This window comes from Devosia sp. MDV22-iso42, from assembly GCF_058629155.1.
In genome coordinates this window covers 38073-57757 of the sequence record NZ_JBZVWR010000002.1, presented here as the reverse complement: position 1 = coordinate 57757, position 19685 = coordinate 38073, and the positions used below count along the sequence as shown (strand labels likewise).

General features: G+C 64.0%; 20 protein-coding genes. 6 read left to right on the top strand and 14 right to left on the bottom strand.

The genetic code is table 11. From position 1 onward, the window contains the following. The first annotated feature begins 8 nt into the window (after nucleotides 1-8). Complete coding sequence (locus AC4NN3_RS00815; protein ID WP_491925248.1) at nucleotides 9-920, top strand: TIM barrel protein; 912 nt, start codon at nucleotides 9-11, stop codon at nucleotides 918-920. Nucleotides 921-962: 42 nt separating this feature from the next. On the opposite strand, the gene mce is transcribed toward AC4NN3_RS00815, so the two are convergent. The 3 genes from mce to AC4NN3_RS00800 are packed head-to-tail and all read right to left on the bottom strand — an operon-like array spanning nucleotide 963 to nucleotide 5481. Beyond that, nucleotides 963-1382 (bottom strand): methylmalonyl-CoA epimerase, encoded by a 420-nt coding sequence (mce, locus tag AC4NN3_RS00810; protein ID WP_491925247.1) that lies wholly within the window; start codon nucleotides 1380-1382, stop codon nucleotides 963-965. Next, nucleotides 1379-3499: a methylmalonyl-CoA mutase gene (gene scpA, locus AC4NN3_RS00805; RefSeq protein ID WP_491925246.1), complete on the bottom strand. Its 2121-nt coding sequence runs from the start codon at nucleotides 3497-3499 to the stop codon at nucleotides 1379-1381. The genes mce and scpA overlap by 4 nt, the downstream gene beginning before the upstream one ends. Continuing rightward, nucleotides 3496-5481 carry an acetyl-CoA carboxylase biotin carboxylase subunit gene (locus AC4NN3_RS00800; protein WP_491925245.1) on the bottom strand — a complete coding sequence of 662 codons (1986 nt, stop codon included), beginning with the start codon at nucleotides 5479-5481 and terminating at the stop codon, nucleotides 3496-3498. The genes scpA and AC4NN3_RS00800 overlap by 4 nt, the downstream gene beginning before the upstream one ends. 205 nt (nucleotides 5482-5686) lie before the next feature. Between AC4NN3_RS00800 and AC4NN3_RS00795 the strand changes: the two genes are divergently transcribed. After that, complete coding sequence (locus AC4NN3_RS00795) at nucleotides 5687-6055, top strand: hypothetical protein (protein WP_491925244.1); 369 nt, start codon at nucleotides 5687-5689, stop codon at nucleotides 6053-6055. Between the two features lie 4 nt (nucleotides 6056-6059). Here the strand turns inward: AC4NN3_RS00795 and AC4NN3_RS00790 are convergent, their stop codons facing one another. Further along, nucleotides 6060-7592: an acyl-CoA carboxylase subunit beta gene (locus AC4NN3_RS00790; RefSeq protein ID WP_491925243.1), complete on the bottom strand. Its 1533-nt coding sequence runs from the start codon at nucleotides 7590-7592 to the stop codon at nucleotides 6060-6062. A gap of 116 nt (nucleotides 7593-7708) precedes the next feature. Here AC4NN3_RS00790 and AC4NN3_RS00785 point away from each other — a divergent pair, with 116 nt between their 5' ends. From AC4NN3_RS00785 to AC4NN3_RS00775, 3 genes are all read left to right on the top strand, one after another. Continuing rightward, nucleotides 7709-9121, top strand: coding sequence for a helix-turn-helix domain-containing protein (locus tag AC4NN3_RS00785; RefSeq protein ID WP_491925242.1), 1413 nt, complete (start codon nucleotides 7709-7711; stop codon nucleotides 9119-9121). Nucleotides 9122-9250: 129 nt separating this feature from the next. Next, nucleotides 9251-9895, top strand: a complete 645-nt coding sequence (locus AC4NN3_RS00780; protein WP_491925241.1) for a response regulator — start codon at nucleotides 9251-9253, stop codon at nucleotides 9893-9895. 112 nt (nucleotides 9896-10007) lie between these two features. Then, entirely contained in the window at nucleotides 10008-10325 is a 318-nt protein-coding gene (locus tag AC4NN3_RS00775; RefSeq protein WP_491925240.1) for an Hpt domain-containing protein, read from the top strand. Between the two features lie 32 nt (nucleotides 10326-10357). Here AC4NN3_RS00775 and AC4NN3_RS00770 read toward each other — a convergent pair whose 3' ends face one another. Further along, nucleotides 10358-10573 (bottom strand): hypothetical protein, encoded by a 216-nt coding sequence (locus tag AC4NN3_RS00770; RefSeq protein ID WP_491925239.1) that lies wholly within the window; start codon nucleotides 10571-10573, stop codon nucleotides 10358-10360. Between the two features lie 140 nt (nucleotides 10574-10713). Beyond that, on the bottom strand, nucleotides 10714-10902 hold the full coding sequence (locus AC4NN3_RS00765; RefSeq protein ID WP_491925238.1) for a hypothetical protein: 189 nt from the start codon (nucleotides 10900-10902) through the stop codon (nucleotides 10714-10716). A 229-nt stretch (nucleotides 10903-11131) separates the two neighbouring features. On the opposite strand from AC4NN3_RS00765, the gene AC4NN3_RS00760 reads away from it, so the two are divergent. Next, on the top strand, nucleotides 11132-11581 hold the full coding sequence (locus AC4NN3_RS00760; protein ID WP_491925237.1) for a hemerythrin domain-containing protein: 450 nt from the start codon (nucleotides 11132-11134) through the stop codon (nucleotides 11579-11581). Nucleotides 11582-11618: 37 nt separating this feature from the next. Here AC4NN3_RS00760 and AC4NN3_RS00755 read toward each other — a convergent pair whose 3' ends face one another. From AC4NN3_RS00755 to AC4NN3_RS00720, 8 genes are all read right to left on the bottom strand, one after another. After that, on the bottom strand, nucleotides 11619-13193 hold the full coding sequence (locus tag AC4NN3_RS00755; RefSeq protein ID WP_491925236.1) for a DHA2 family efflux MFS transporter permease subunit: 1575 nt from the start codon (nucleotides 13191-13193) through the stop codon (nucleotides 11619-11621). Nucleotides 13194-13250: 57 nt separating this feature from the next. Continuing rightward, nucleotides 13251-14390: an HlyD family secretion protein gene (locus AC4NN3_RS00750; RefSeq protein WP_491925235.1), complete on the bottom strand. Its 1140-nt coding sequence runs from the start codon at nucleotides 14388-14390 to the stop codon at nucleotides 13251-13253. Between the two features lies 1 nt (nucleotide 14391). Continuing rightward, nucleotides 14392-14895, bottom strand: coding sequence for a MarR family winged helix-turn-helix transcriptional regulator (locus AC4NN3_RS00745; protein ID WP_491925234.1), 504 nt, complete (start codon nucleotides 14893-14895; stop codon nucleotides 14392-14394). Nucleotides 14896-15062: 167 nt separating this feature from the next. Beyond that, the gene (locus tag AC4NN3_RS00740) at nucleotides 15063-15869 is read right to left on the bottom strand and encodes a GNAT family N-acetyltransferase (protein ID WP_491925233.1); all 807 of its coding nucleotides are present in this window, start codon (nucleotides 15867-15869) and stop codon (nucleotides 15063-15065) included. Further along, nucleotides 15866-16600 (bottom strand): aspartate/glutamate racemase family protein, encoded by a 735-nt coding sequence (locus AC4NN3_RS00735; protein ID WP_491925232.1) that lies wholly within the window; start codon nucleotides 16598-16600, stop codon nucleotides 15866-15868. The genes AC4NN3_RS00740 and AC4NN3_RS00735 overlap by 4 nt, the downstream gene beginning before the upstream one ends. After that, nucleotides 16597-17415 (bottom strand): ABC transporter permease, encoded by an 819-nt coding sequence (locus AC4NN3_RS00730; protein WP_491925231.1) that lies wholly within the window; start codon nucleotides 17413-17415, stop codon nucleotides 16597-16599. Before AC4NN3_RS00730 ends, AC4NN3_RS00735 begins: the two co-directional genes overlap by 4 nt. Nucleotide 17416: 1 nt before the next feature. Then, nucleotides 17417-18274, bottom strand: coding sequence for an ABC transporter permease (locus AC4NN3_RS00725; protein WP_491925230.1), 858 nt, complete (start codon nucleotides 18272-18274; stop codon nucleotides 17417-17419). A gap of 105 nt (nucleotides 18275-18379) precedes the next feature. Beyond that, nucleotides 18380-19669: an ABC transporter substrate-binding protein gene (locus tag AC4NN3_RS00720; RefSeq protein ID WP_491925229.1), complete on the bottom strand. Its 1290-nt coding sequence runs from the start codon at nucleotides 19667-19669 to the stop codon at nucleotides 18380-18382. Nucleotides 19670-19685: the final 16 nt, after the last annotated feature.

The window sequence follows — 19685 nt, the reverse complement described above, 5'->3', positions numbered from 1 at the left end:
GATTTTTCATGAGCAATATCATCGCAACGGGATTCAATGCCGGTTCGGATGACGGCGAACTGTTCAGCCTCGAGGCTGACCTGCGCCGCCTGGCCGATATCGGCGTCGACACGGTCGAGCTGGGCCTGACCAGCATCGATCTCATTTCCGGCGGCCGCATCCTGCCCGAGCGGCTCGAGCGCCTGCTCGCCATTACCAGCCAGTTCGATTTCCGCTACACCGTGCATGGCTTGGTCTCGTCCAACTTCATGGACCCGGACACGCAGAAGTACCAGCTGGCCGCCGCCAAGGCGCTGGTGGAAGTCTGCGACCGCGTCGACGCGCGGATCCTCGTGCAGCATGGCGGGTGCCTGCGCGCCGACCAGATTCATGAGCGTGCCGGCGCCGACCAGCGCGAGCGGGAAGCCCTGACCGAACTGGCCGACTTCGCCCGCCCCTATGGCGTGCGCATTGCGCTGGAAAACATCTTCACCACCGAACTGGGCCAGTATCGCCAGACCCCCAGCGAAGTGGCCGCCACGGTCAAGGCCGTCAACCACCCCAATGTGGTGGCGCTGATCGACTTCAGCCACGCCTATATCGAAAGCACCTATAAGGGCCTGAGCTTTTACGAGGAGATCGCCGCCATGGCGCCGGTCACCGGCCATCTGCACGTGCATGACAGCTTCGGCCGCCCGCAGGGCTTCTACAAGCCCTTCTTCCCGCAGGAAAACACCGCCATGGGCATCGGCGACCTGCATATGCCGCTGGGCTGGGGCGATATCGACTGGGACCACATCTTCGGCGCACTGCAGGTCCTGCCCGATACCGTGATGATGATGGAAATCGGCCGCCGCCACCGCAGCGAACAGCCCGAAAGCCTGCGCCGCGCCCGGCTTTTGGCCGGTCTGGATCAGCCGCAGGCCGTCGCGGCGCAATAAGGAAAGACTACGGAATTGAGGGCATCCGCGCAGCGGGTGCCCTCAATGGCTTTCGGGCCGAACCTCTTCCAGCTCGATCAGCGTGCCGTCGAAATCCTTGGGATGCAGGAACAGCACCGGATTGCCATGGGCGCCGGTCTTGGGCCTGCCATCGCCCAGCACCCGCGCCCCGCCCGTCGTCAGCGCCGCCGCCGCTGCAGCGATATCGGGCACCTCAAAGCAGATATGGTGCATGCCGCCACTCGGGTTCTTGGCCAGGAAGGCGGCAATCGGTGAGGTCGCACCCAGCGGCTCGAGCAGTTCCACCTTGGTATTGCCGGTATCGATGAACACCACCGTCACCCCATGCTCGGGCAGCGCCTGCGGCTGGCCGATATGGGCGCCGAGCAGGTCGCGATATCTGGCCGAGGCGGCTGCCAGATCCGGCACGGCGAGGGCGATATGGTTGAGCCGGCCGATCATCGGTTGGAGAGCCTTCCCTCGATCTGGCTGAGCACCGAAAAGGCGGCGCTCAGCACGTTCGTCCCCGGGCCGAAGATCGCTGCGACGCCGCTATCGAGCAGGAAATCATAATCCTGCTCAGGGATGACGCCGCCGACAATGACGGTGACGTCCTCCAGCTCGCGATCCTTGAGCGCCGCGATCAGTTCGGGCACCAGCGTCTTGTGCCCGGCCGCCAGCGAGGAGACGCCGACGGCATCGACCTTGAGCTCGTCGGCATGGGCCGCCACTTCGCCGGCGGTTTCGAACAGGTCGCCCATATGGACGAGGAACCCCAGATCGGCAAAGGCGCTGGCGATCACCTTGGCGCCGCGATCATGGCCGTCCTGGCCCATCTTGGCGATGAAGATCGAGGGTGCCCTGCCCCGGCTCGCCTTGAAGGCGGCGATGCGACCAGCAATGGCGGCAAATTCGGGATCGTCGCCATAGCCCTGGGCATAGACGCCGGAAATGACCCGGGTGACGGCGTGGTGGCGGCCGAACACGTCTTCCAGCGCCAGGCTGATCTCGCCCAAAGTCGCCCGAGCCCGTGCAGCGGCCACAGCGGCGTCGAGCAGGTTGCCCTCGTCCTTGGCCGCATATTCGCGCAGTGCATCGAGCATGGACTGGCATTTCTCCTCGTCGCGGCCGGCCCTGACGCGGCCGAGCAGCGCGATCTGTTCGAGGCGCACCTTGGCATTGTCGATGTCGCGCACCTCAAGGGCGTCCTCAACATCGAGCCGGTAGCGGTTGACGCCGACAATGACATCCTCGCCGCGGTCGACCCGAGCCTGGCGCAAAGCCGCGGCCTTTTCGATCGCCAGCTTGGGCTCCCCGCTCTGCACGGCCTTGGTCATACCGCCCTGCGCCTCGGCCTCGCCGATCAGCGCCTTGACGCCCGCCACCAGGTCGGCGGTCAGCGCCTCGACATAGTAGGAGCCGCCCAGCGGATCGACGACGTCGGTGATGCGGCTTTCATGCTGCAGGATCAGCTGGGTATTGCGGGCGATGCGGCTGGAAAATTCCGTCGGCAGCGCAATGGCTTCGTCAAAGCTGTTGGTGTGGAGGCTCTGCGTGCCGCCCAAAGTGGCGGCCAAAGCCTCGATGGTGGTGCGCACGATATTGTTGTGCGGGTCCTGCTCGGTCAGCGACACGCCCGAGGTCTGGCAGTGGGTGCGCAGCATCTTGGAGCGCGGGTCCTTGGCGCCCAGCCCGGTCATGATCTCGCTCCAGAGCTGGCGGGCAGCGCGCAGCTTGCTGACTTCGAGGAAGAAGTTCATGCCGATGCCGAAAAAGAAGCTCAGCCTGCCGGCAAAGGCATCGATATCGAGCCCGCGGGCCTGCGCGGCGCGGACATATTCCATGCCGTCGGCCAGGGTGAAGGCCAGCTCCTGCACCGCCGTCGCCCCGGCCTCGTGCATGTGATAGCCAGAAATCGAGATCGAATTGAACTTGGGCATGTGCTCGGCGGTATAGGCGATAATATCGCCGACAATGCGCATGCTCGGTTCAGGCGGGTAGATATAGGTATTGCGGACCATGAACTCCTTGAGCACATCGTTCTGGATGGTGCCCTCGAGCTTGGCCTGGGCCACGCCCTGCTCTTCGGCCGCGACAATGAACATGGCCAGAACCGGGATAACGGCGCCATTCATGGTCATCGACACGCTCATCTGGTCGAGCGGAATGCCGTCAAAGAGGATCTTCATGTCCTCGACGCTATCGATGGCGACGCCGGCCTTGCCGACATCGCCGACCACGCGCGGATGGTCGCTGTCATAGCCGCGATGGGTGGCCAGGTCGAAGGCGACCGAAAGCCCCTTCTGCCCCTTTTCCAGCGCCTGGCGGTAAAAGGCATTGCTCTCCTTGGCCGTCGAAAAGCCGGCATATTGCCTTATGGTCCAGGGCCGGTTGGCATACATGGTCGCGCGCACGCCGCGGGTAAACGGCTCGGCGCCGGGGACCTCTGAATCCTCGCCGAAATAGACCGGCTTGACTTCAATGCCGCCATAATCGCGGTCGAGCGAAGCCAGCGGGGTGTCCCGCAATTCCTTCTGGGCAAGCTCGGCCCAGCGGACGAAATTGGTCTTGTCGCTCATGCCACCGCCTCAAATTCGAGGATCACCTGATCGACCGCCAACACCGAGCCGGCCACCGCATGGACCTTGCTGACACGCGCCCGTTTTTCCGCCTTGAGCACGTTTTCCATCTTCATGGCCTCGACGACCGCCAGGGTTTGCCCGTCCTCGACGATCTCGCCCACCACCACGTCGATGCGCACCACCTGCCCCGGCATGGGGCAGAGCAGGAACTTGCTCATGTCGGGCGGAACCTTGACCGGCATATATTTGAGCAGGCTCGCGACATGGGGCGGCAGCACCTGCACCTTGAGGTCGGCGCCGCGATAGCGGATGCGGAACCCCGTCGTGGTCGCCCTGACCTTGAACACCGACTGCCGTCCATCGGACCAGTCGATCCGGGCCAGTCCGGCGCCGGGCACCCAGTCGAGCCGCGCCGCCACGCTGCGCCAGTCGGCGCCCACCGTATAGCCATCTTCCGTCTCGCCCACCGTGACCGGCAGCGCCTGCTCGCCGATCTGCACATGCCAGTGCCACTCGCTCGCTGCAAAGCCATGCCGCGCCTCGCGCCGGCTCATCAGCAGGGCCGCGGCGGCAGCAACGTCGAGCTGGTGCTGTTCGCTCAGCGTGGCGCCGGTAAAGCCCTCGGGGAACTCCTCGGCAATATAGCCGGTGGTCAGCCGGCCTTCGCGAAAGCGCTCCTGCTCCATCACCGTGGCGAGGAAGGGCAGATTATTGCCCACCCCCTCGACCTCGAAACTGTCGAGCGCCACCGCCATGGCGTCGATCGCCTCGATCCGCGTCGGCGCCCAGGTGCAGAGCTTGGCGATCATCGGATCGTAAAAGGTCGAGATATCCCCGCCCTCGAAAACCCCGGTATCATTGCGGACATGCAGCGTCTCTGACGCGCTTTCGGCCGGTGGCCGATATTTCGTGAGGCGGCCGGTGGAGGGCAGGAAGTTGCGATAGGGATCTTCGGCATAGAGCCGGCTTTCGATCGCCCAGCCATTGCGCTGCACCTGGTCCTGGGTCAGCGGTAGCTTTTCGCCATTGGCGGCGCGCAGCATCAGTTCCACCAGGTCGAGCCCGGTGATCAGTTCGGTGACCGGATGCTCGACCTGCAGGCGGGTATTCATCTCAAGGAAATAGAATTTCCTATCCTTGTCGACGATGAACTCCACCGTGCCGGCGCTCTGGTAGCCGACGGCCTTGGCCAGGGCCACCGACTGCTCGCCCATGGCCTTGCGCGTGGCCTCATCAAGGAAAGGCGATGGCGCCTCCTCGATGACCTTCTGGTTGCGCCGCTGGATCGAGCATTCGCGCTCGTTGAGATAGAGCACGTTGCCGTGGCTATCGCCGATCAGCTGGATCTCGATATGGCGCGGCTCGGTGACGAATTTCTCGATAAAGATGCGGTCATCGCCAAAGCTGGATGCGGCTTCCGACTTGGAGCGCGCGAAGCCCTCGCGCGCCTCTTCGTCGTTCCAGGCAATGCGCATGCCCTTGCCACCACCGCCGGCCGAAGCCTTGATCATCACCGGATAGCCGATGGAGCGGGAGATGGTAACGGCATGCTCGGCGTCGTCGATCAGCCCCATATGGCCGGGCACGGTCGAGACCCCCGCCGCCGCGGCGAGCTTCTTACTGGTGATCTTGTCACCCATGGCCTCGATGGCCCCAACCGGGGGACCGACAAAGATGATCCCCGCCGCTTCCAGCGCCTGGGCAAACTTCGGGTTCTCGCTCAGAAAGCCATAGCCCGGATGCACGGCCTGCGTGCCCGTCTGCTTGCAGGCGGCAATGATCTTGTCGATCTGGAGGTAAGAATCCTTGGCCGGCGACGGGCCGATATGCACGGCCTCGTCAGCCATGCGCACATGCAGCGCCTCCCTGTCAGCGTCCGAATAGACCGCGACGGTGGCAATGCCCATGCGTTTGGCCGTCTTGATGACCCGACAGGCAATCTCGCCGCGATTGGCGATGAGGAGTTTGGTGATGGTCATATCTTGTCCTCTGAACCTGCCGGCTCGAATTGTCCCCCACCGTCTTGAAGGGAGACGGCTAGCGTGAAGCCTATCTGTACTAACTGGACCTCGTAGGCCGTCATTTTTGCAAGCAACTCCAGTGATCCAATCCTTCTGCGGCGTGCTCTATCTTCGATCCGAAGAATCCTAGAACATCTAAAAAATCGACTTCAGGGAGCTTGCCATGTCATTTCCACCCACATTAAGTATTTCTGCGGGGCGTCGAATTAGCGGCGGTCTCATTGCCGTATCTGGCGCCCTTATTTTCTCCGCATTTGGGCTAATTGGATCTGGCATATCAGCCAGTAATTTGGCCTTTGCGTCTGATGTTTCCAGCTCGCTTGGTTGGCTTCTTCAGGCGGCTATAGGCGGCTTCCTGTGCTACCTGGCAACGGAGGTTGCTGACCACCCTGACACACCAGAAACTGGCCATCCCCACTCCAAATCAAACTACATGCAGACCGTCTCCGCTCTGCTCGTAGTTTATGGCTTGGGCACTCTGGCTTGGGGAACAGTTGTGCTTTTCGATGCAGCCACGATTCCATATCCATAGGCCCTCACAACGGAATATTCCCGTGCTTCTTCTTCGGACCCTGCACATTCTTGTTGCGCAGGGTCGACAGCGCCCGGATCACCCGCCGTCTTGTCCCATGCGGCATGATCACATCGTCGATGAAGCCGCGTTCGGCCGCGACGAAGGGGTTGGCGAAACGCGCTTCATAGTCCGCCGTGCGCTGGGCGATCTTTTCCTTGTCGCCGAGTTCAGAGCGATAAAGGATCTCCGTGGCGCCCTTGGCGCCCATCACGGCGATTTCGGCCGAGGGCCAGGCATAGTTGACGTCGGCCTTGATGTGCTTACTCGCCATCACGTCATAGGCGCCGCCATAGGCCTTGCGCGTGATGACGGTGACCAAAGGCACGGAGGCTTCGGCATAGGCGAACAAGAGCTTGGCGCCATGCTTGATGATGCCGCCATATTCCTGGGCCACGCCGGGCAGGAAGCCGGGCACGTCGACCAAAGTGAGGATGGGGATTTCAAAGCTGTCGCAGAAGCGGATGAAGCGCGCGGCTTTCTTGGAGGCATTGATGTCGAGGCATCCTGCCAGCACCAGCGGCTGGTTGGCCACGACGCCGACGGGATGGCCGTCCATGCGGATGAAGCCGATCAGGATATTGCCGGCATGGTCCTTCTGGAGTTCCAAAAAGTCGCCCTCGTCGGCGATCTTTTCGATCACCTCGCGCATGTCATAGGGCTGGTTGGCGCTGGCGGGGATGATGGTGTCGAGGCTGATATCGTCGCGATTGGCGGGGTCAGCCGTCACCCGATGCGGCGGCTTCTGGCCCGCCATGAGTGGCAGAAAGCCGTAAAGCCGGCGCACTTCGGCCAGGGTCTCGATATCGTTCTCGAAGGCCGCATCGGCCACCGAGGAAATCCTGGTATGGGTCGAGGCGCCGCCCAGCTCTTCCTGGGTGACGCTCTCATTGGTCACCGTCTTGACCACATCGGGGCCGGTGACGAACATATAGCTGGTGTCTTTGACCATGTAGATAAAGTCGGTCATGGCGGGCGAATAGACGGCGCCGCCGGCGCAGGGGCCCATGATCACCGAGATCTGCGGCACCGCGCCCGAGGCCTGGACATTGCGCCAGAACACGTCGGCATAGCCGCCCAGACTGGCCACCCCCTCCTGGATGCGGGCGCCACCACTGTCGTTGAGCCCGATCACCGGCGCGCCGTTCTGCATGGCCAGGTCCATGATCTTGCAGATCTTCTTGGCATGGGTTTCGCTCAGCGAGCCGCCGAAGACGGTGAAATCCTGGCTGAACACATAGACCAGTCGCCCGTCGATATTACCCCAACCGGTCACCACGCCATCGCCGGGAATGATGGTATCGGCCATGTCGAAATCGGTGGCCCGATGGGTGACGAACATATCGTATTCTTCGAAAGACCCCGGATCGAGCAAGACGCTCAGCCGCTCACGCGCCGTCAGCTTGCCCTTGCCGTGCTGGGTATCGATGCGGCGCTGGCCGCCGCCCAGCCGCGCTTCGCCACGCTTGGCTTCCAGTTGGGCAATGATTTCCTGCATGCGCCTCTCCCTATTGGCACTACCCTAGCGCGTCGCGTCGCTTCTCCCAAGACAGCAAAGCGCGCGGCTGTTACAATCACACAAGCCGAACGTTGCAATGTTGTGGAGTTGTGTGAATGGCCAACCGCAAAGTCTTTGCCGGCGCCCGGCTGCGGGCGCTGCGCGCCCAGCACAAGCTGACCCAGAGCGAGCTGGCGGCGCGGCTCGATATCTCGGCCTCCTATGTCAACCAGATCGAATCCAACCAGCGGCCGCTCACCGCCTCGGTGATGCTGGCTTTGGCTGATGGCTTCAATCTCGATCTCACCAGCCTGATGACCGATGGCTCGGACCGACTGCTGGCCGACCTGCGCGAGGCTTTGGCCGATCCGGTGTTCGGCGACACCATGCCCAATCTGCAGGAGCTCAAAACGGTCACGGCCAATGCGCCCGACGTGGCCCGGGCTATGCTCTCGCTGTACGAAACCTATCGCAAAACCAATGAGCGGCTGGCCAGTGTCGATGCCGAGCTGACGCGCAACCCGCAGGCGGGCCTGCAGACCGCCTATGAGGAAGTGCGCGACTTCTTCCACTATGCCGACAACTATTTCGATGCGCTCGACCGCGCAGCCGAGGCTTTGGCGGCCGAGCTGGGCATTTTTGCGCCCGACCGGCTCAACCGGCTGATCGCCTATTGCGGCGAAGCGCATGACCTGCGGGTCGTGCTGAGCGCCCCTGCCCGAGACGACCTCATCAAGGAATATGATCGCTCGACGCGGACGCTGGCCATCAATGCACGGCTCGAGCCGGCGACGCAGTTCTTCCAGATCGCCGCGCATCTGGGCGGTATCGAGCAGACGACCCTGCTGGCGCAGCTGCTCGATGCGGCCAGCTTCAAGACCAGCGAGGCGCGCTCGATTGCCCGCATGGGCCTGGCCAACTATTTCGCCGGGGCGCTGCACATGCCCTATGGCGCTTTTCTCAAGGCGGCCGAAGCGCATCGCTACGATATCGAGGAACTGGCGCACCTGTTCGGCGCCAGCCTCGAACAGGTAGCGCATCGCCTCTCAAGCATGCAGCGCCCGCGCGAAAAGGGCGTGCCGTTCTTTTTTGCCAGGGTCGATGCTGCGGGCACCATTACCAAGCGCCATTCGGCCACTGCGCTGCAATTCGCCCGCTTTGGCGGCGCCTGCCCGCTGTGGAACGTGCACCGGGCCTTCGAGGCGCAGGGCCAGATCATAAGGCAACTGGCCGAGACGCCGGACGGCAACCGCTATCTTTGCCTGGCCTGGTCGAGCGAGAAGCGCAGCGGCGGTTATAATGGCATCACCCGACGCTATGCCTATGCTTTGGGCTGCGAAATCAGCCATGCCAGCCGGCTGGTCTATGGCAGCGATATCGACCTGGCCCGGGCCCGATTTGACCCCATCGGCGTTGCCTGCCGCATCTGCGAGCGGCGCAGTTGCCCGCAGCGGTCGGTGCCGCCGCTGGCGGTCGACATCGTCATCGATGCCGATCGGCGCAGCATTGTGCCCTACCAGATCGGCTGATCCCAGCGTGGCATGAGACACGTACGGCAAATCCAAGAGACGATTTAAACCCTTGCCGTCGGCCACGAAGTGGTCAAACTGGCGGTTGCAGGACTCGTCCTGTTGCTTGGACTAACTGCCGAGAACACCATGCATGCTGACGACGGCTCCCCGACGACAATCTATCTGGTGGATGACCATCCGCTGGTGATTGAAGCGTTGCGCGCGCTGATCGGTCAGGCCGACGACCTGGCAGTCCTCGGCGCCACCACGTCCGGGCGGCATGCCATGTGTGAAATTCCCCTGCTGCTTCCCGACATCGTGGTGGCCGACCTCGGCATGCCGGATGTGCCGGGGGAGGAGGTGATCCGCTGGCTGCGCGCCAACCACCCCGACATTGCTATCATCGTGCTCACCGCGCGGCGCAACCTGGGGGCCCTGCGCCCGCTGGTTGATGACGGGGTGCTGGGCATTATCGGCAAGACGGCGGTGGGCGTCGAACTGCTGAACTGCATCCGCACCGTCGCGGCGGGCGAGGTATTTCTCGAAATCGAGCACAATGCCAATGAGGCGACGCCGGCCAGCGCCAGCGTCGAGACGCTGAGCAAGCGGGAGCTCGAAGTGCTACAGATGGTGGCGCGCGGCCTTTCGGGCAAGCAGATCGGCGCCCAGCTGGGCATAGCCGCCAAGACTGCCGAAACCCACAAGGCGCGCGGTCTGGCCAAGCTTGGCCTGTTCAGTCGCTCCGACATCTTTCAGTTCGCCCAGAGCGAGGGCTGGCTGGACAACAGCTAACCGGCCCACTGAGCACGGGCGTCAGGAAAAACCTGACGCCGCGCTCGGCGATGTTTGAGGCATGATCTGCTTTGTGAAGGGCGCCCTGCATCAACGTCTGTATGGATCGAGCATGACTGAGCCAATACCGTTCGACGTCAGAATGGCGGCGCTGCGCGCCCATTTCACCACGCGTGCTCGCCGGGAAGGTGATGAACTCAAGCAACTGGCGGCACAGATGACCGCTGACGACGAAGCCCGCAGGCGCATCGGCCATATTGCCCATGGCCTGGCTGGCGCCGGGGCGATTTTTGGCATGCCCCAGGTGTCCAGCCGGGCCGCAGAGCTGGAAGAGGCGATTCTTGCCGGCGCTGCGCCGGGCGATGTCGCCAGCCAGAGCCTCGCCTTGGCCTGCATGCTGTCAAAGCTGGGCTGCCAGGCCTCCGCCTGAAGCGTCACAGTGCGCTGGCGCGGCTTGGCCGCCTAGCGCCGGTAGTCGGGCTTTGGCGGCGGCGTACCATCATGGACATAGCTGTTGGGGCCGATATCGGGACCGGGGCGCTGCGGCGTGCCGCCGGGATTGGGCACCTTGTCACGCTCCTCATGCACTTCGGGATGCGGATCGGCGACGTCCTTGCCGGCCGTCGTATCGGCGCCGGTGGGCAGGCTATTGGGCCGGAACGGTGATTTCTCGGTCATGGTCGAACTCCAGCATGGTCAAAGGATTATCCAGGGACGGCGGATCGCGTGGCCGACCCGTGGAAAGGCAATCGGCCCGACACCGCAGATCGAAATCTGTTGCGCCGGGCCGAGCACTGCACGGTTTGGAGGTCGGCAGTTCAGTGTAGGGCGGTCGGGATGATGATGGCGCCCAGCGGGCTTACAGCCACGCTGGCATTCCTGATTTCGGCCAGCCCCAGATTGCGCAATTGCTCGACGAGCTCGAGGTCAATGCCGCTCTGGCCAGCGCACAGGGCACTGAGCGCCTGCTGCTGCGAAAAAGTCAGTTGGGTCCAGGACAGGGTCATCGTGCTCACCAGAATGTTTGTGCACGGTAAACCACTGAGCGCCCCAAGAGTTCCGAGCGCGGTGATCACTTTGACGGTCGCGGGGCGATTGGTGGGCAGATTCCTCACCAGCAGGGTGGCGCGTCCGCCCGATCCAGGGCGGATCAATCCGAGCGCAGTTGATCGGGGTCAAAAAGCCCCGGCGCGGCGATGCTATAATGGTGGTTCACCCAGGAAACCGGATTCCGCGATGAGCGAACCCCACCACCGCCTAGAGGCGCTGGAACAGACTTATGGAGAGCTGCTGGCGCTATGCGACGGCCTGGAAACCGTGGCTGACAGCCTGCCTCATGCGGTTACGCCGCGGATGTGCCTGACGCTGGCGGCCAGCCTGGAACCGATGGTGGCGCGAACCCACCGGCTGGAGGAGGAAACCCTGTTTCCCCTGCTCGAGGCCAGTCAGGGCCGGCAATGGGGCCCCACGCTGGCGCGGCTGCGGGCCGAACATCTGGCCGATCAGAGCGCCACGGCAGAGGTCAGCGAAGCCCTGCACGATCTGGGCAGCGGCCGCTCGGCCCTGTCGCCCGACGCCATGGGCTATCTGCTGCGCTCGTTCTTCGACAGCATGCGGCGCCATGTGCAGAGCGAGCAGGAACTGATCGCCATGGCCTGGCGCGACCCCGGCAACGCCCCGGACTGAGCGGAAGACGTCGGCAGGATTGCGCCTGCCGGCCCTGCTAATCCGCCATGGCGTGGGCGCGCTCGAGGGCCTTCTCTTCGGCGGTCATTTCGCGCACCGCCTTTTTGGGGCCACGCATGAGCAGGATCAGCGGCAGCACGGCCAGGCTGAGCAGCAGCATGAGCCAGAAATCGTCGAGATAGGCAAGCATGGCGGACTGCTGGGTGACCAGGCCATTGATGGTGGCGATGACCGTCGGGTTGCCGGTGAGCAGGCTGGGCATCTGGTTCATCACGGCCTGGGAGGTGGCGGTGATGCGCATCGCCAGTTCGGCATGGTTGACCTGCATCATGGCCGCGAGCACGGCGGTGACCAGCGAGATGCCAACGCCCTGCCCCATATTGCGCACCAGAGCGAACATGGAGGTGGCGTCACCCCGGAAGCGCGGGGCGATGGTGGCAAAGGCCATGGTGGAGAGCGGCACGAAGAGGAAGCCCATGCCGAAGCCCTGCATCACGCCGGTGGTGACCACCGGCCAGTAATCCATCTCCAGGTTGAAGCTGGTCATGCCATAGAGCGAATAGGCCATGCACAGCGTGCCGAACAGCATCATGATGCGCGGATCGACCCTGCCGCTGAGGCGACCGACGATGACCATGGAGAGCAGCGTGGCAACGCCACGCGGCGCCATGATGACGCTCGAGAAGATCACCGGATAGCCCATCAGCGTCTGCAGCAGCGGCGGCAACAGCGCCAGGCCGGAAAACAGCGTGATGCCGACGACGAACATCATCACCGAGGCCAGCACGAAATTGCGGTCCTTGAAGATGCGGATGTCGATGAAGGGGTTCTCGGCGGTCAGGCAGTGCACGATGAAGACCCAGAGGCCCGAGATGACCAGGCCCAGTTCGATCCAGGTCTCGACCGAGGCGAACCAGAAATTGTCGGCACCGCGATCGAGCATGAGCTGCAGGGCCCCCACGCTGATGGCCAGCATGGCAAAGCCGAAAAAGTCGAAGCGTCTTATCTTGATATCGGTGGCCGGCATGAAGGCCCAGAGCATGAAGGCGGCGGCGATGCCGACCGGCAGATTGATCAGGAAGACCCAGCGCCAGTCAAAGCTCTCGGTCAGCCAGCCGCCCAGGGTTGGCCCGATGATCGGCGCGACCATGATGCCCATGCCGTAGATGGCCATGGCCTGGCCGATCTTCTCGCGCGGATTGATGTTGAGCAGCACAGTCTGGGCCAGCGGCGCGATGACGGCGCCGAACAGGCCCTGGATCAGCCGGAAGACCACCATTTCGGGCAGGCTGCTGGCAATGCCGCACAGGGCCGAGGCGACGGTAAAGCCGATGACGGCGACCAGGAACAGCCGCTTCTGCCCGAGCCGATCGGCCAGCCAGCCGGTCAGCGGCGTGGCGATGGCGGCCGCCACGATATAGGAGGTCAGCACCCAGGTGATCTCGTTCTGCGCAGCGCCCAGCGAGGCGGCCATATGCGGCAGCGCGACATTGGCGATGGTGGTGTCGAGCACCTGCATGATCGTCGCCAGCATCAGCGCCGCGGTCAGCATGCCCTTGTTCCTGACGATGATGCTGGGGGCAGAAAGAGCAGGCGCGGCTGCATTGGCCATGATCGGCTTCCAAAAGTATCGGGGTGGACGAGGCGCGGCAGGAGCCGCGCCCCTGGCTCATTCGCCCCTGAGCTTGTCGAGCGTGCTGCGGCCGGTATCGACCGTCACCATGGCGCTCATGCCGGTCTTGAGCACGGCGTCGGCGGCCTCAGACAGGGCGATGCGCACCGGCAGGCGCTGCACCACCTTGACCCAGTTGCCTGTGGCGTTCTGCGCCGGGATCAGGGCGAATTCGGAGCCGGTGGCGGCGCCGAAGCTCTCCACTGTGCCATGCAGGGGCGCGCCAAAAGCATCGACCTTGATCTCGACCGGCTGACCGACCTTGAGCTCGGCCAGCTGGGTTTCCTTGAAATTGGCCTGGATCCAGGTGTTGTCGGTTTCCACCAGCGAGGCGATCATCGAGCCGGCGGCGATGAACTGGCCGACATTCAGACTCGACACATTGGAGACCACGCCGCCGGCCGGGGCGGTGACCGTGGCATGGGTCAGGTTGCGCTGGGCCTGCTCGACGGCAGCCAGCGCCGCCAGCACGGCGGGATGGGCGTCGGTGGCAATGGCCGGATCGCCGGCCAGGGCGGCGGTGGCGGCTGCCACCTGCTGGCGGGCCAGGTCCACCGCGCTCTGGGCCTGCTGCAGGGTGAGCTTGGATTCGTCGAGCGAGGCATCTGCCGACACGCCCTGGGTCACCAGCGCCTGCTTGCGGTCATAGGCGGCCTGGCGGATGGCCAGGGTCTGTTCATTGGCCTTGAGCTGGGCCTGTGCCGTGCCGAGACTCACCTTGAGCTGCTCGACATTGACGCGGGCCGAGGCCAAAGCCGCATCGGCCTGGCTGAGGGCGATCTCGAAGGGCTGCGGGTCGATGGCAAACAGCACGTCGCCGGCGGCGACGACCTGGTTGTCATGCACGCGCACGTCCGAGACGCGGCCCGAGACATCGGCGCTGATCGATACCTTGGCCTGCTGCACATAGGCATTGTCGGTCTCTTCATAGCGCCCGCCGGTCAGCCAGAACCAGCCGCCACCGGCGACCAGCAGCAGCGGCACGCCGGCCATCAGCAGAATGCGGCCGGCGCCGCCTTTGCGTGGCGCCGCGGCCTCGGGCTCGGGGGCGTTGGCGGCCACCGGGGGCGGCACCGGGCGCGGCTTGGTATCGGCGATCTTTCCGGCGGCGGCCGGTTCGGTGGCGCGAGCATTCATTTCAGGAGGCTTTCCCTGGTTCGGCATTGTCTTGGTCAAAATTGCTCAGATTGGTGCGGATGCGCGTCAGGTGCTCGATCAGCTGGGCCAGGTCGGCCGGGGTCAGGCCGTCCATCGCTTCGCCGAAGACCTGCGCCCCGACATTGCGGGCAATGGTTACCAGCTCAATGCCCTCGGCAGTCAGCCGGCTGAGCTTGGCGCGGCTGTCCTCGGGATGCACGAAGCGCTCGATCAGGCCGCGCTTTTCCAGGCGATCGAGGATGCCGCTGAGCGTCATGGCGTCGATGTCGAGGGCGCCCGACAGTGCCACCTGGGTGATGCCGTCCTGGCGGTGGATGGCGCCAAGCGCCTTCCATTGCGGCAGCGTCAGGCCATATTCCTTGGCGGCGATGTCGAAGCGGCGGCGCAGCAGGCGCGTCGTGTCGTGCAACAGGGTGGCGATGGTGCGGGCCTGTTCGGGCAGCAATTTGCCCAGCATGCGCTCCCGGTCGGACTGGTTTTCCATACGTCGCAACCCGTAAGTGTACTTATTATATAGGCACATATAGTAAGTGCACTTTCTAAGTCAATCGAGGGTGGTTGTAGGACAGCTATGCGCGGCATGCGGCTGATGGCATGGTGAATGTTCCGACGGGCACCAGCCGCCATTTGCGCCGGTCGACAGCGACGCGCTCAGCCCAGTTCGAGGCTGGTGACGCCGAATATCTGGTGCATGGCCAGCACCGGCGGCGTACCGCGATACATGCGGGCCGTGGCAAAGCCAGGGGTAAACCCGCGCGCCGCCAGCAGATCGATCCAGCCCGCCTGCGCCTGTGGCACGTCGATCTGCACTGGCCCCTCGACCTGGTCGAGCAGCGCCGTGGCAGCTTCAGAATCGCGGGCGAAGACCGGCCCGAGCTTTTGCCCCCACCGACATGGTCGCAGCACGGCATAGCCGGCCAGTTCGCCGTCGCGGGTAGCCGTCAGCAGTCGGTGCGGCGGCGCCAGCCACAGGCGCAGGAAGTCCGGTCGCGCCGCCGGAAAGCAGGCCACATCAAGGGCGCCGATGGCCGCGAACAGGTCAGGATTCGCTGCGACTACCCCTGCCCCCGCCAGCGTCCCGCTCATGCGGACACTCTGATAGGCCGGCACAAAACCCATGCTGGCATAATTGGCCTGCTGTTCGGGCACGCCATCGAGGCCGATGGTGCGGGTTCCGAGATAGGCCATGCCGGCGTCCCAGACCGCCTTGCCATGCCCCTGCCCACGCCAGTGCGGGTGGCAGATATAGAGCCCGATGAACCCAAAGCTCTCGTCATAGGCCACGGCGGCAATGCCGGCGACCATGGTGTCGCCGGCAAAGGCGCCGAGAAAACCATGGGGATCAGCGGCGTGGAAAGCGGCTGCATCCGCGAGCCCGGGGGTCCAGCCTTCTGCCGCCGCCCAGTCAAGCAGCGTGCCGATCTCGGTCAATGTCAGGGTACGGATGGTGCGGCTCATGACGGGGCAAATTCCTTGAGCGCGCCGGCATAGGGCTTGGCCAGAGGCGCGGCATAGGCGCCGCGCTTACTGGTGCGCAGGCCCAGGGCCACCAGCGCCTCGGCCTGCTTGACCGCGGCCCCTACCCCGTCGATCACCGGCACGCCGAATTCGCCGCTCAGCGTGTGCGCCAGATCGGCCATGCCGGCGCAGCCCAGCACGATGGCTTCGGCATTGTCCTCGGCCATGGCGCGTACGATCTCGTTGCGCAGCTTGTCGCGGGCGCCCGAATTGGGGTCCTCCAGCGCCAGCACGGCGATGTTGGCGGCGCGCACCCGGGCACGGCCGCTCATGCCATAGCGCTGCACCAGTTCCTCGATGGGCACGCGCGAGCGCTCCATGGTGGTCACCACGGTAAAGCGCTTGGCGATGAAGCCAGCCACGGTCAGCGCCGCCTCGCAGATGCCGATGACCGGGATCTGCGCCATGGCCCGCGCCGCGTCGAGCCCGGTATCATCGAAGCAGGCAATCACGGCGGCGTGGGCCCCTGCCCGTTCGGCGGCAGCGACTTCCCTCAGCAAGCCGGGCAGAGCGAAGGCCTCGTCATAATAGCCCTCGATGGAGGCCGGCCCCATGCTGGAGGTGGCAGCCACGATCTCCGTCCCCGGCGCCGCCACCAGCCGCGCGGCGGCGGCGATGGTCAGCGTCATGCTGGCGGTCGTGTTGGGATTGACGACGAGGATGCTTGTCATGCGCGGGCCCGGCGCCGGCCCAGCAGCAGGATAATGCCGACGGTCACCAGAATGACGAGGAAGGAGAAGACGGTCGTCACCGTGCCCAGCGCATAGAGCACTGGCGTCGTCACATTGGTGGTCATGCCGTAGATTTCGAGCGGCAGCGTATTGGAACTGCCCGAGGTCATCAGCGTGCGGGCGAATTCGTCATAGCTCAACGAGAAGCCGAACAGGCCGACGCCGATCAGGCTGGGGGCGATCATGGGCAGCACGACATGGGCAAAGGTCTGCCAGGAACTGGCGCCCAGGTCGCGCGCCGCCTCCTCGTAGCTGGGGGAGAAGCGGTTGAAGACGGCGAACATGATCAGCACGCCAAAGGGCAGCGTCCAGGTGAGATGGGCGCCAAAGGCGGAGCTGAACCAGGCGGGCCGAAAGCCGAGCTGCTGGAACAGCACGCCAATGCCCAGCGAGACGATGATGGAGGGGACGACCAGGCTCGCCACCGTCAGATAGAACAGCGGCGTCGCGCCAACGAACTTGCGGCGGAAGGCGAGCCCGGCCAGCAGCGACACGAGGACCGTGGAAGCCATGACCAGCAGCCCGAGCAGGAAGGAGCGGGTGAAGCTGGCGCCGAAATCGCCGACGGCCTGGGTCTCGAACAGATTTTGAAACCAACGGAGAGAGACTCCATTGAGCGGAAAGGTCAGCCCGCCCTGCGGCCCCTGGAAGGAGAGGATGAACACGGCCGAAAGCGGCCCATAGAGAAAGAGCACGAAGAGGCCAAAGAAGGCGGCGAGGACGTAAAAGCCGAAACTGCGTTTCTCGTGGCCCATCTCACAGCTCCTTGCGAATATCGACGATGCGCAGAATGCCCGCCACCATGAACAGGACCAGCACCAGCAGCACGATGGCATTGGCCGCCGCCGCGGGATATTGCAGCAGGCTCATCTGGTTGCGCATCATCAGCGCCACCGAGGCCGACTGGCCGCCACTCATCACCTGCACGGTGGAGAAATCGGCCATGACCAGCGTCACCACGAAGATCGAGCCGATGGCGATGCCCGGCTTGGCCAGCGGCAAAATGACGTTCCAAATGATTTGCCAGTCGCGGGCGCCGGCATCGCGCGCCGCCTCGACCAGGGAATGATCGATGCGCATCATGGTGTTGAAGATCGGCGTCACCATGAAGAGGGTATAGAGGTGGACCATGGCCAGGATCACCGCGAAGTCCGAATAGAGCAGCCACTCGACCGGCTGCTCGACAATGCCGGCGCCGACCAGGCCCGAATTGATCAGGCCATTGCGGCCGAGCACGGGGATCCAGGAGATCATGCGGATGATGTTGGAGGTGAGGAAGGGCACGGTGCAGACGAGGAACAGCACCATTTGCGTCGTCGCCGAACGGACATGGAAAGCCAGGAAATAGGCGACCCAGAAGCCGACAAAGGCGGTCATGGCCCAGACAATGGCCGCGAATTTGAGCGTGTTGAGATAGGTCTTCCAGGTCACCCAGGAGCCCAGGCTCTCCTCATAATTGAGGGTCATGAAATCGGGATACATGCCGGCAAAATCGTAGTCCCAGAAGCTGACCACCAGCAGCAGCAGGATAGGCAGCGCCAGAAAGAACCCCAGGATCAGCAGCAGCGGCGTGGCCTGCAGATAGGGCGTGGCGCGGCTCAGCAGCGTGTTCATGTCTGATCTTTCTCCTGCTGCAGGCTATACCCTCGCCGTTGGGTGAGGATAACTCTGTGGCTCCCCTCCCCTGGCGGAGGGGGAAGCCGAGTGTCGATACTGCGTTTAGGCCGCGATGAACTCGTTCCAGCGGCGGACCATGTAGCGGTCTTCGTCCATGACCGAGTTCCAGCAGGCGACCTTGCCCATGCGTTCCTCGAACGAGCCGCCGTCACGCACGGCGCCGGCCTTTTCCATCACCGTGCCATCGGGCGCCAGGATATCGCCCTGGGCGGGCTTGCCTTCGATCCAGTAGCCCCATTCGTCGGCCGACATGTGTTCCTTGGCCGTATCCATGGCTGCCGAGTAATAGCCCTGGCGGTTGAGATAGCCGCCGACCCAGCCGGACGTGTACCAGTTGATATATTCGTAAGCCGCGTCGAGCTGAGCGCCCTCGAGATGAGCGGCCAGGCCGAGGCCACCGCCCCAGGAGCGATAGCCTTCCTTGAGCGGCTGGTATTTGCATGCAATGCCCTTGGAGCGCACGGCGGCGACGGCCGGCGACCACATGGACTGGATCACCACTTCGCCCGAGCTCATCAGGTTGACGCTCTCGTCAAAGCTCTTCCAGAAGGCGCGGAACTGGCCGTCCTGCTTGGCCTTGATCAGGAAATCGATGGTGGCATCGATCTCGGCGGTGGTCATGTTGCCCTTGTCGCCATAGGTGATATTGCCCATGGCTTCCATGATCATGGCCGCATCCATGATGCCGATCGAGGGCACGTTGATGATGGCGGTCTTGCCCTTGAAGGCGGGGTCCATGATGTCGGCCCAGGTGGTGATGTCGCGGCCGACCAGGTCAGGACGAATGCCCAGCGTATCGGCATTGTAGATGGTGGGGACCATGGTGAACCAGCCGGTTTCGCCGGCGGCGAAGGTGGTGCTGTCCGGACCGTCGACGAAGCCCACGGTGTGCGGCGCTGTGCCCTGGGCGATGACGCTGTCGGGCAGCAGCTTGCCGGTTTTGAACAGCGGCACGATCTTGTCGTAATAGGTCAGCCGGCTGGTATCCATGGGCTGGATGACGCCGCTGGGGAAGACCTTCTTGAGGATCCAGTATTCGATATCGGCAATGTCATAGCTGTCGGGCTGGGTCACGGCGCGCTGGGCGGCGGCGTCGGAATCGGTGGCCGTCATTTCCAGCGTGATGCCGAGGTCTTCCTTGCACTTTTCGGCAATGGCATTGAGGTTGGACACGCCGGTGCCGAACTGGCGCAGGGTGATCGGGTTCTGCGCCCAGATGGTGGGGAAGCCGGTGATGGCGCCCGTGCCCAGGGCCGTGCCGGCCACGGCGGCAGCGCCGGTCTTGAGCAGGTTGCGGCGGGTGATGCCGGTCGTCTTGGTGGTCTCTGTCATGGCCTAAACGTCCCTG